This is a genomic window from Aquimarina spongiae, from assembly GCF_900141785.1.
In the GTDB taxonomy this organism is placed as follows: Bacteria; Bacteroidota; Bacteroidia; order Flavobacteriales; family Flavobacteriaceae; genus Aquimarina; species Aquimarina spongiae.
This window is the reverse complement of record NZ_FQYP01000003.1, coordinates 161,562-173,488: the sequence shown is the minus strand read 5'-3', so window position 1 is coordinate 173,488 and position 11,927 is coordinate 161,562. Positions and strand designations below refer to the sequence as shown.

General features: G+C 36.4%; 11 protein-coding genes and 1 riboswitch. Of the genes, 7 read left to right on the top strand and 4 right to left on the bottom strand.

Features of this window, described 5'->3' with window-relative positions:
- Positions 1-22: 22 nt before the first annotated feature.
- Complete coding sequence (locus BUE24_RS08190) at positions 23-364, bottom strand: hypothetical protein (RefSeq protein WP_073315520.1); 342 nt, start codon at positions 362-364, stop codon at positions 23-25.
- A 254-nt stretch (positions 365-618) separates the two neighbouring features.
- Here BUE24_RS08190 and BUE24_RS08185 point away from each other — a divergent pair, with 254 nt between their 5' ends.
- Positions 619-1,812: a heparan-alpha-glucosaminide N-acetyltransferase domain-containing protein gene (locus tag BUE24_RS08185; protein ID WP_073315519.1), complete on the top strand. Its 1,194-nt coding sequence runs from the start codon at positions 619-621 to the stop codon at positions 1,810-1,812.
- 61 nt (positions 1,813-1,873) lie between these two features.
- Entirely contained in the window at positions 1,874-2,296 is a 423-nt protein-coding gene (locus BUE24_RS08180) for a DoxX family protein (protein ID WP_073315518.1), read from the top strand.
- 71 nt (positions 2,297-2,367) lie between these two features.
- On the opposite strand, the gene BUE24_RS08175 is transcribed toward BUE24_RS08180, so the two are convergent.
- Entirely contained in the window at positions 2,368-2,733 is a 366-nt protein-coding gene (locus BUE24_RS08175) for a hypothetical protein (protein WP_073315517.1), read from the bottom strand.
- Between the two features lie 262 nt (positions 2,734-2,995).
- On the bottom strand, positions 2,996-4,252 hold the full coding sequence (gene metK / locus BUE24_RS08170) for a methionine adenosyltransferase (RefSeq protein WP_073315516.1): 1,257 nt from the start codon (positions 4,250-4,252) through the stop codon (positions 2,996-2,998).
- A 331-nt stretch (positions 4,253-4,583) separates the two neighbouring features.
- Positions 4,584-4,690, top strand: a riboswitch (SAM riboswitch).
- 125 nt (positions 4,691-4,815) lie between these two features.
- Between metK and BUE24_RS08165 the strand changes: the two genes are divergently transcribed.
- Genes BUE24_RS08165 through BUE24_RS08145 form a run of 5 tightly spaced genes read left to right on the top strand, consistent with a single transcriptional unit; the run spans position 4,816 to position 11,132 of the window.
- Positions 4,816-6,105 carry an O-acetylhomoserine aminocarboxypropyltransferase/cysteine synthase family protein gene (locus BUE24_RS08165; RefSeq protein ID WP_073315515.1) on the top strand — a complete coding sequence of 430 codons (1,290 nt, stop codon included), beginning with the start codon at positions 4,816-4,818 and terminating at the stop codon, positions 6,103-6,105.
- Between the two features lie 19 nt (positions 6,106-6,124).
- Positions 6,125-7,087: an alpha/beta fold hydrolase gene (locus tag BUE24_RS08160; protein ID WP_073315514.1), complete on the top strand. Its 963-nt coding sequence runs from the start codon at positions 6,125-6,127 to the stop codon at positions 7,085-7,087.
- 11 nt (positions 7,088-7,098) lie between these two features.
- Entirely contained in the window at positions 7,099-9,519 is a 2,421-nt protein-coding gene (gene thrA / locus BUE24_RS08155; RefSeq protein ID WP_073315513.1) for a bifunctional aspartate kinase/homoserine dehydrogenase I, read from the top strand.
- A gap of 12 nt (positions 9,520-9,531) precedes the next feature.
- On the top strand, positions 9,532-9,957 hold the full coding sequence (locus BUE24_RS08150; protein ID WP_073315512.1) for an OsmC family protein: 426 nt from the start codon (positions 9,532-9,534) through the stop codon (positions 9,955-9,957).
- Positions 9,954-11,132 carry a trans-sulfuration enzyme family protein gene (locus BUE24_RS08145; RefSeq protein WP_073315511.1) on the top strand — a complete coding sequence of 393 codons (1,179 nt, stop codon included), beginning with the start codon at positions 9,954-9,956 and terminating at the stop codon, positions 11,130-11,132. Before BUE24_RS08150 ends, BUE24_RS08145 begins: the two co-directional genes overlap by 4 nt.
- 61 nt (positions 11,133-11,193) lie before the next feature.
- On the opposite strand, the gene BUE24_RS08140 is transcribed toward BUE24_RS08145, so the two are convergent.
- Positions 11,194-11,736 carry a lipocalin family protein gene (locus BUE24_RS08140; RefSeq protein WP_170864572.1) on the bottom strand — a complete coding sequence of 181 codons (543 nt, stop codon included), beginning with the start codon at positions 11,734-11,736 and terminating at the stop codon, positions 11,194-11,196.
- Positions 11,737-11,927 lie beyond the last annotated feature (191 nt).

Sequence of the window (11,927 nt, the reverse complement as noted above, 5' to 3'; positions counted from 1 at the left end):
GAAGTTGAAGCGATAGCAAGAGTTATTGCTGCAGTTTTACTTTTATAGGTCCTCCACTCGACACGGGATATCCTCCTATTTCTTCAAGGTTGATAGGGAGCTCGTCTTGCGTACTTATGTCGTTGATATCCACTCTTAGTTTATCATAGGTGTCGATATTTTTGATATTGACATCAATTTCGTCGGCACTGCTTAATCGAACAGTAATCGATCCATCTTCGTTAATAGGAATAATCCCATAAGCGCTATTTGTACTTGTGTTGGCATATGCTTTTGGAACAATTCCGATATCCCGAACAACAATAATGACAAGACTAATTGCAATAACGGTTAGTAAAAATTTGGTGTAGCTGTCTATTTTCATGATGGTTTATTTTTATGTTGATAATGCTTCAATAAGAATGCCAAACTACTTTATCTAAAGTATTGTATATGATTGGTTTTTTTGCCGTTTTTTTGGTAACCTTTAATAACAGAGGGGTTTGGGAGTAAAATAGGTTTTTTATAAAGTGCTAGTTGTCAATGTGTAAACCGATTAATTTAGTTACATTTGCCATTTTTTTAACAATAATATAACTCGAAACCCGTTTTCGAGGTAACTAACCAAAACCAATATTTATGAACAAGCCAGCCGGGCGGTTGCATTTTCTAGATGCAATCCGTGCTTTTGCTATACTTATGATGCTACAAGGACATTTTGTTCATGCGTTACTAGAAGATGTGTCTAGGAACAAAAACAATCTTATATATTCTATTTGGGAGTATATGAGAGGTATGACAGCCCCCACTTTTTTTACTATTACAGGGTTTATTTTTACATATTTATTAATCAAACAAAAGACTTCGGGATTAGAAAATCCCAGAGTTATAAAAGGAGTAAAGAGAGCAGTAAAAGTTATTTTTTGGGGATATTTATTACGTCTTAGTTTGTTTGCTCTTGCAGAGGGAACACTTAATCCTTCGTTCTTTTATGTAGATGTTTTGCAGTGTATAGGAACTTCACTATTGTTACTTATTGGTGTGTATTTGATTTCGTGCAGAACTAACCAGTGTGCGTTCAAATACGGCGTATTAGGTATTGGGATAATAGTTTTTCTTTTGCAACCTATTTATAATACTTGCGTGTTGGCCTATTTGCCAGATACCATAGCCAACTACTTCACCAATAAAAATGGATCTGTTTTTACCTTATTTCCTTGGTTTGGATACGTTTGTTTTGGAAGTTTTATCGCTACAATGTTTTTAAAGTACAAAGACCATAAGATGTTTTACGTTTATGGCATTCTGATTTCTTTGTGCTTAGGAGTTTTTCTGATGTATTATTCTTCTGCGGTATTAATGGATATATATCACTTTACCAAAGTAGGGGTTTTTAAGGCAGTAGCTTACAATAATTTCTTGTTTATTCGATTGGGTAATGTGTTTGTTCTTTTTTCGGTGTTTATGCTTTTGAGAAATTACTTGAAACATCCTCTGATTAATAAAATCGGAGGTAAAACACTTTCTATTTATATCATTCATTTTTTTGTACTCTACGGAAGCTGGTTTGGATTAGGTTTGAGTCGCTTTTTTTACCATGATTTATCTCCTGTAGAAGCTGTTATTGGAGCTTTATTATTTATGATTGGTATTTGTGCATTAGTATTGAATTATTATCGATACGAAGACGATATCAAAACCAAGGTATATCCTTTGTGGGAGCAAGCGTATGCCAAAGTAACCTCTAATCCCTATTTCTTAGATCTAATTTCTGGAGTTAAAAGTAATCTGGTAAGAACGTTTCGTTTTTTTAAGCATGCTTTAAAAGGGTAAACGCTTTTTTATCGGTCTAAAAATCAGTATCTTATACTAGTCTAATCAATACTGTTTTGTTATGCCAACAATAAAGTCATTAAATAAATGGGCAAATGCTCATTCGTATTATCCGATAGACCTATTAAGAATTGCGCTTGGGGTGTTTTTGTTCATCAAAGGAATAAACTTCATCAGTAACAGTCAAATTCTTGTTGATTTAATTAAACCGGTTCAAAATCTTGCTGGTTCTATGATTGTTATTCACTATGTTGCTCCTGCCCATTTAATAGGAGGGGTTTTGATCGCATTTGGGTTATTAACAAGATGGTCTGTAACGGCTCAACTTCCTCTTTTGATAGGAGCGGTACTGATCAACTTTTTAGGAGAAATGAATCCTGCAAATCTTGTGATAGCAAGTGTAATATTGTTATTGTGTGTTTTCTTTATGTTTTATGGTTCAGGAAAACATTCGGTGGATTATTATCTAAAAATGCAACAGTAACATTAAAGTAATATAGCATAAAAAAAGCCGCTAATGAAGCGGCTTTTTTTATGTAATTTGTATTTGTTTATCTACCATCCAGAGATCTGTGATTCACGTCTGGGATCGATAGGTATATTAAGAAAGATAGTATCCATCACTTTGGTAGTGTGAATGCTATTTTGTTCTCCTAAGATTTTCTTTTTGTTTTTTTGGATTTCCTTTTTAATTTTTCTCCATTCTTTTCTGCTAAAAAACTGCTTATCCTTTTCAGTAATATTCGCTACTGGTGTAGTTAGTAATAATCGATCTACAGCAACCTGATCTGAACTGTATTTTTCATCCTGAAGTTGATTGTCAATAGTTTTAACCGAGGTTAAATCGTTTTTATACTCCTGGCCAAATGCAGTGCCAAGTATAAAACAAAAAGCGATCATTAAAAATGCTTTTAATTTCATTTCCCTGAATTTTAATTAGTAGTGCGTTTAATTTGTAAACCTATTCCACGTTTATAAAACACTTCAAAAGCCATTTGCCCTATGAATAGTGTAATAAACTTATTAAAAATACATAAGTTATTTCCCCCGAAACAGTAACCTTATGTATCTATTCATTAACGCAGTAAAAATAGTAATATTACATGAGTTTTATCTGCGGAAAAACCACATTTTTTTTGCAATAAGTCGTTAAATCGATAAAGCGCTATAAAGGTTCGGTGAACTAGATATTAAAAGCCTCTTTTACGGCTTCTACATAGTCTAATTTTTCCCAAGTGAACAACTCAACTTCTCGTTCAACATTACCAGAATATGGACTGTTAAATACCTTGGTAACTGTCACAGGTTCTTTACCCATATGTCCATATGCGGCGGTTTCCTGATAGATAGGATTACGTAGCTTGAGGCGGCTTTCAATTGCTGCCGGGCGCATATCAAAAATCTCACCAACTTTTTCAGCAATTTCACCATCGGTAAGTGCTAAATTGCTCGTTCCATAAGTATCCACAAAAATAGAGGTCGGTTCTACTACACCAATAGCGTATGATACCTGGACCAAAACTTCCTTAGCTACTCCTGCAGCTACTAGATTCTTAGCAATATGTCTAGAAGCATAGGCTGCAGATCGATCTACTTTACTAGGATCTTTTCCAGAGAAAGCACCACCTCCATGAGCGCCTTTTCCTCCGTAAGTATCTACAATAATTTTTCTTCCTGTAAGACCAGTATCTCCATGAGGCCCACCGATTACAAATTTACCAGTAGGGTTGATATGATATACAATATCATCGTTGAATAATTTTTGAATATACTCCGGGAACTGAGCGATAACTCTTGGGATCAAAATGGATACAATGTCCTTTTTAATTTTCGATAACATTACATTGTCATCCTTGTCAAAATCGTCATGCTGAGTAGATACAACAATAGCAACAATACGTTGCGGAACATTATCATCACTATACTCTATGGTTACCTGACTTTTAGAGTCTGGACGTAAGTAAGGAATTTCGTTCCCTTCTCTTCTTAGTTTTGCAAGTTCGATCAGAATCTTGTGAGATATATCAAGAGCCAACGGCATATAATTCGCCGTTTCTTTGGAAGCATATCCAAACATCATTCCTTGATCTCCAGCTCCTTGCTCTTCTTTTGTCTCTCGGTCAACTCCCTGGTTGATATCTTGAGACTGCTCATGAATTAGTGAAATCACGCCACAAGAATCGCCGCTAAACTGGTAGGCACCTTTGGTATATCCAATTTTGTTAATGACATCTCTGGCAATTTGTTGTACATCAAGATAAGTATTGGATTTTACTTCTCCGGCCAAAACTACCTGACCTGTAGTTACCAGAGTTTCGCAAGCTACTTTTGATTCTGGATCAAAAGCCAAAAAGTTATCTAATAAAGCGTCACTTATTTGATCTGCTACTTTATCTGGATGTCCTTCAGATACACTCTCTGAGGTGAATAAATATGCCATTCTTTGTTGTTTTGTATGTTTTAGATACTTCAGACGAAACTATCGTGATAAACTTTCGATTATCAGGCTAGTTTGTTGAATAGGTAAGGTGTTTTTGTGACCTAACTAACAAATCTACATGCTCGTAATTAACCCAATCTATTTCCAAAAATATCTCGGCAAAGGTAAAAAAAATGACAATATGCAAAAGTATTTAACGAATCATTAATTCTTCTGCAATGGGTAGCATTCAATGATTGAATATTTTCAAAATTCATAATTTTTTTGGAGATCATGTTGCAGTTCCAAAATAATTACTAGCTTTGTTGCGAAGTTTCTTATACATTTTAGTAAGTTATTAAGAAAGGTGGAGGGAATAGACCCTGTGAAACCTTAGCAACCCTTTAACTATTAAAGAAGGTGCTAAATTCTATCCTGAGATTCAGGAAAAGATAACTCGATGTAATTACTGTTTAGGTAATTCTAATATCCTTTCTTTTTAATTTTCTATATCTACTCAATAGTGTTTGAGTGTTTGATGTATTTGAATTTTAAATCAATATTAAAATTTAAAGTAGAAAATTATGAGCACACAAAAATTTGCAACAGAAGCTTTACATGCAGGTCATGATGTAACCGTAAATGGGGGGACAAGAGCAGTTCCGATCTATCAAACAACCTCGTATGTATTTAACAATGCAGATCATGCAGCTAATTTGTTTAACCTCTCTGAGTCGGGATTCATTTACACTCGATTAAATAATCCTACCAACGATATCTTGGAGCAACGCCTAGCAGCCTTAGAAGGAGGTATTGCATCGGTCGTTACTGCTTCAGGAACTGCGGCCATCAATACCACGTTGTTGACTTTGTTGAAAGCAGGTGACCATATTGTGGCGTCCAGCAGTTTGTACGGGGGGACCTATAATTTATTGAATGTCACGCTGCCTAGATTTGGGATTACTACCACTTTTGTGGATCCGTCTGATGCCAAAAATTTCAAGGATGCAGTACAAGAAAATACCAGAGTTTTTTTTGTAGAATCTTTGGGGAATCCCAAGTTGGATGTGTTGGATCTAAAATCCATTTCGGCAGAAGCCAAGGCATACAAAGTGCCTTTGATTGTAGATAATACAGTAGCTACTCCTGCTTTGCTGAATCCAATAGGGCACGGCGCCAATATTGTAATCCATTCTTTAACCAAGTATATAAGCGGTAACGGAACCTCTCTGGGAGGAGTAATTATTGATGCAGGTACTTTTGATTGGTCAAGCGGAAAGTTTCCAGAATTTACAGAACCTTCTCCGGGTTATCACGGACTGGTATACCATGAGGCATTAGGTGCTGCTGCATTTATTGCCAAAGTGCGAATTGAAGGATTAAGAGATCATGGAGCCGCACTTAGCCCATTTAATGCGTTTCAAATTCTTCAAGGGTTGGAGACATTAGAAATCAGAATTAAAAAGCATAGCGAAAATGCATTAGCACTAGCAAAATGGTTGCAAGAACAAGATGAAGTGACCTGGGTACGATATCCAGGCTTACAAGATGATGAGTACCATGCTTTAGCCAAAGAATACCTTCCCAAAGGACAAAGTGGAATTATCACTTTTGGAGTAAAAGGAGGATTCGATTCCGCAAAAACTGTGGCAAACGAAACTAAGATTTTCTCTTTGTTAGCTAACATTGGAGATTCCAAATCTTTGATTATTCACCCAGCTAGTACGACGCATCAACAACTTACGGATGAGCAACAGCAATCCACAGGGGTAACTCAGGATTTAATTCGATTATCTGTGGGATTAGAAGATATCGATGATCTTAAGACAGATTTGCAAGCTGCTTTTTCTAAAGTGAGAGAGACAATACAATAACTTAATAGAATACGTTTGCATGCTGCAAAAAATAGACATCTCAAATTTTACAACAGTAAAAGGGAAACATATCGATCATATTCCTCTGACCTACGAGGTTTTTGGAGAACCGATTCATCAAGCTCCCGTGGTACTGGTGAACCATGCGTTAACGGGTAACTCTACAATATGCGGAGATGATGGGTGGTGGAATGGCCTTATTGGGGCGGGGAAATGTATTGATACCAATAGATATACTGTGATTTCATTTAATATTCCGGGAAACGGATATGATGGAGTAGTAGAGAATTTGATTGATGACTATAGGTTGTTCAATGCAAGAGATATTGCTGTTCTTTTTGCAGAAGGGTTAGAAGCACTAACTATTCATGAATTATATGCGACAATAGGAGGATCTGTAGGAGGAGGTATTGCCTGGGAGTTGGCGGCACTGCGCCCCGATTTGATTAAAAATTTAATTCCCGTAGCTACCGATTGGAAATCCACAGATTGGTTAAAAGCCAATTGCTTGGTGCAAGAACAAATATTGCTTAATTCTAGTAATCCAGTTCATGATGCCAGACTTCATGCGATGCTAATATATAGATCTCCAGAATCCTTTAAGCAAAAGTTCGATAGGACCTATAATACAGACAAAGACATGTTTAATATAGAAAGTTGGTTATTGCATCATGGAGAAAAATTGAAGCATCGCTTTACTCTTTCGGCATACAAAGAGCTGAATTATATCCTTGCAAATATAGACATCACAGCATCAAGAGGAAGTTTTCTCGAAGTTGCTGGTAAGATTTCATCCAATATTCATCTGGTGAGTGTTAATTCTGATGTCTTTTTTACAGCAGCTGAAGATGTAGCTACCTACAATGAATTGAAGAAAGTGAAAAAAAATATTAGTCATAGTATCATTGACTCCGTACATGGGCATGATGCATTTTTGATTGAGTTTGAACAAATGAACGAATTGTTGAAAGAGATTTTTTAAAGAAAAGAAAAATGAAAGTTCTAAAATTTGGAGGAAAATCGTTAGCCAACGGAAAAGGAATTAAAACCGTGGTTACCATTATAGAAGATAAAGTCAAACAAGGAGAAAAGATCACCGTTGTTTTATCAGCAAGAGGAAATACAACCAATGAGTTGGAAAAAATATTAGAAAAAGCCAGAAAAAATGAAAGTTACAAGGCACAGTTAGAAGCTTTCAAGAAATATCAACTGGCAGATTTTGAAAATGTTCAGTTTGAGAATGAATTTAATACGCTGGATAAACTTTTTGAAGGGGTTTCCCTATTGGGTGATTATAGCAAACGGATAAAAGATCAGGTGTTGTCTCAAGGAGAAGTAATTTCAGCAAAACTGGTCACTCAATTGCTGAAGGCTAAAAATATCAATGCAAATTTTACCGATAGTAGAGAGTTGATTGTCACCGACGAACAGTTTGGAGATGCACAACCCCTGGATCGATTGTCGAAAGAAAATATTTTGGCACATTTTGAAAAGCACAACGGCAATACCGTTAATGTGGTTACCGGTTTTATTGCATCTAATGCAAAAAAGGAAACAACTACTTTGGGAAGGAACGGGAGTAATTATACGGCCTCATTGTTGGCAAATTACCTCGAGGCCGAAGAGTTGCAAAATTTTACCCACGTAAATGGAATTTATACAGCTAATCCTGACCTGGTTCCGGAAGCGCAAAAAATAGAAAAATTATCTTTTGCTCAGGCTAACGAACTGGCCAATTTTGGGGCTAATATTTTACATGCCAAGACGATTATTCCTTTGCTGGAAAAAAATATTCCGTTACGTATTTTGAATACTTTTGATCATGGTAACAAAGGAACTTTAATTACTTCAGAAGAAAGTGAAAAAGGAATAAAATCATTGTCTGTTCTTGATAATGTAGCTTTAATTCATTTGGAAGGTAGAGGGTTACTAGGTAAAGTAGGAATCGATGCTAGAATATTCAGAACTCTGGCACAACGCAATATTAGCGTAAGTATTATTTCTCAAGGATCTTCAGAAAGAGGGATTGGTTTTGTGGTTCAGGCGGATCAAGCCAATGAAGCCAAATTTATTCTCGAAGAAGAATTTGAAGCCGATTTTTACAAACGAGATGTAAGTGCCATTACTATAGAAGATCAAGTCGCTGTCATTTCAATTATAGGTCAGGATTTGAGTACTTTTCATAAACCTTATAACGCACTGATCAAGAATCAGGTGATTCCGTTACTGTTTAACAATACGGTTTCGGGAAAAAATGTAAGTCTTGTAGTCAAAAAAGAGCAGCTACATAAGGCACTTAATGTGATTCATGGTGAGATTTTTGAAATTTCTAAAAAGATAAATATTGCCATATTTGGACACGGTTTGGTAGGAGGAACTTTAATTGATCAGATCTTGCAATCTGCCAAGCAAATCGAAAGCAGAAAACATATCAAGTTGAATGTTTTTGCAGTAGCCAACTCCAAAAAGATACTACTAAAGCGAAATGGCATCGATGCCGGATGGAAACAAGAAATTAAAGATAGTGGAGAACCATATGCAATTCAGGATGTGATTGCTTTTGCAAAGCAACATCATCTGGAAAATTTAATAGCTATCGATAATACGGCTAGCCAAAGTTTTGTGTCTAACTATATTGAATTGATTGACCACGGTTTTGATTTGGTGTCCTCTAATAAAGTAGCAAACACACTGGAGTTTGATTTTTATAAAGATTTGCGAACAAAGCTTAAAGAAAATCAAAAGCAATACCTGTATGAAACCAATGTAGGAGCAGGGTTGCCACTAATCGATACCATAAAACTGTTGCATTTGTCTGGTGAGAATATTACCAGAATCAAGGGAGTGTTTTCTGGGTCATTAAGTTATTTGTTTAACACTTTTTCTGTAGAGGATAGGCCATTTAGTGAAGTATTACAAGAAGCAATTGATAGTGGATATACAGAACCAGATCCTAGAGAAGATTTGTGTGGTAATGATGTGGGGAGGAAGCTGTTGATTCTAGCTCGAGAATTGGATTTGAGTAATGAATTTGATGATGTGCAAATCCATAATTTAATTCCAGAAAATCTGAGAGAAGGAGAGGCTAGTGATTTTTTAAATCGGATTGCTGAGTTGGATGAGGAATATCAAAAAGTTAAAGAAGCGCAAAAGCCGGGTTGTGTATTGAGATATATTGGTGATCTTTGGGGGGATCTCTCTCAGGAAAAAGGGAATTTGGATGTGAAATTGGTTTCGGTTCCGGCAACAAGTGCGTTAGGACAAGTAAAAGGTTCCGACTCCATATTCGAGATTTATACCGAATCTTATGGAGATCAGCCGATCGTTATTCAAGGTGCTGGTGCCGGTGCAGCGGTTACCGCCCGAGGTGTATTTGGCGATATACTTCGATTGGCCGAAAAAGGAAATCATTAAAAAATTAAACAAATGAAAATACAGTTAAAAAGAATAGATAACGATTATCACTTCGAATTAAAAAACGAAAGAGGGCACGTTACCCATATCGATAGCAAAGCAGCAGTTGGGGGCCATGATCTGGCTCCAAGCCCAATGGAATATGTATTGATGGGAGTAGCAGGATGCAGCGCGATAGATGTGATTTCTATTCTGAAAAAACAAAGACAAGACATCACAGATTATAGAGCAGAGGTAGATGGAACGCGCGTAGAAATTGATGGAGCGAAGCCATTTAAAGAAATCGATGTTACTGTGTATCTGGAAGGAGATATTGCTCCAGAAAAAGCAAAACGAGCAGCGCAATTATCATTCGAAAAGTATTGTTCAGTATCGAAAACCCTGGAGCCTACGGCAACCATCAATTACAAGGTGGTTGTAAATAATAAAGAAGTATGAGCAAAAACAGCCAACATTTTGAAACACAAGCGGTAAGAACGCAAACGGAAAAAACACAATTTTTGGAGCATTCGACTCCCATGTATTTGACCTCAGGGTTTACTTTTGAAGATTCTGAAGAAATGAGAGCTTCTTTTGCTGAAGAGAAAGAAAGAAATCTGTATAGTCGTTTTAGCAATCCAAATACTTCAGAGTTTGTAGATAAAATTTGCAGACTGGAAGGTGCGGAAGATGGTTATGCTTTTGCAACGGGGATGGCAGCAGTTTTTTCCACTTTTGCAGCTTTGCTGGATGCTGGAGATCATATTGTTTCGGCTAGATCGGTGTTTGGTTCTACGCATACTTTGTTTACCAAATATTTTCCAAAATGGAATATAGAAACTAGCTATTTCAGAGTGGATGAACTGGAAAAGGTAGAAACGTTGATACAACCTAATACCAAGATCATTTATGCAGAATCGCCTACCAATCCTGGTGTTGATGTTCTGGATTTGGAAGCATTAGGTAAAATTGCAAAAGAACATAACCTACTTCTGGTTGTCGATAATTGCTTTGCTACACCATACCTTCAGAACCCAATTACTTTTGGTGCTGATTTGGTGATCCATTCTGCTACCAAATTGATTGATGGACAAGGGCGAGTTTTGGGTGGAGTTACCGTGGGTAAAAAAGAGTTGATCAGAGAGATCTATCTGTTTTCTAGAAATACTGGACCCGCATTGTCGCCATTTAATGCTTGGGTATTATCCAAAAGTTTGGAAACGTTGGCAGTTCGGGTAGAAAAGCATTGCGAAAATGCCCTGAAATTAGCACAATTCCTGGAGTCACATCCTAAAGTGAATTGGGTGAAGTATCCTTTTTTAAAATCTCATCCAAAGTATGATATTGCCAAAAAACAAATGAAATTAGGAGGCAATATCGTAGCTTTTGAAGTTAAGGGAGGTGTACAAGGAGGAAAAACATTTTTTGATAGCATACAAATGTGTTCTTTGTCTGCAAATCTTGGAGATACCAGAACTATTGTTACCCACCCAGCATCAACAACGCACAGTAAATTGGCACAAGAGGATAAGGCAGTGGTTGGAATAACGGATGGAATGGTTCGATGTTCTGTAGGGCTGGAACATGTTGATGATATCATTGCTGATATAGAACAGGCTTTGGCTAGGATATAACAAAAAAGAGAGGCAGTTCATCATCTGCCTCTCTTGGTGTAAATGCATTTTGTTACCTATACTATTGTTTGGTAAGCACAATAAATTGATCACCGGTTACGGCAACAGTAAGGTTTTCTATAGTACGTTCTTCATCAATAACAATTTTTAAAGTCATAGACTGCTCTGTTAATGAAGTAATTTCGTACGAAGTAGTTTCGTTTTGAACGGTAACCGTAAGTGTATTCCCAGATACGGACCATTCTCCGGCACCTATAAATTCAGGTATATTTTGTTCTACTTCAATAGGATCTTGTGTAGGAATCGTAACACTAGCGACAAGTGTAAATCCTCCAGATCCTGTAACAGTGTTGGGTTCGTTTTCTGCAGTAGCTTCCGCGAAGGTAACTGTAGCAGTATAATCTTTACCAGAAATACTGTAATCTCCACTTACCGGAACACCTTCAATAGTTGTAGAAGCTTTTCCATTTTCGGATCTGATCTCGGTCAAATTCCATTCTCCTGGGATTAGAGATTCGTTAATTTCAACTGCGTCATCATCGTCACCACATGAAACGAATAATGTCGAACCTGCTAAAAATAATAATAAGGCTAATCTTTTCATCTTGCTTTTAGGTTTTTTAAATATATACATTCATAAACGCTTTGTTTACAGTCATATTGTTTATAAAAGTACTTAGGTTTTGTTAATATAACATCTAAGATTTAACATAAAAGATAGAGAAGGGTAATAATATTCATGAATTTATATAGGCTTTGTTAGTAATTTCATAAAAATCGACCAAGGGTATGTAC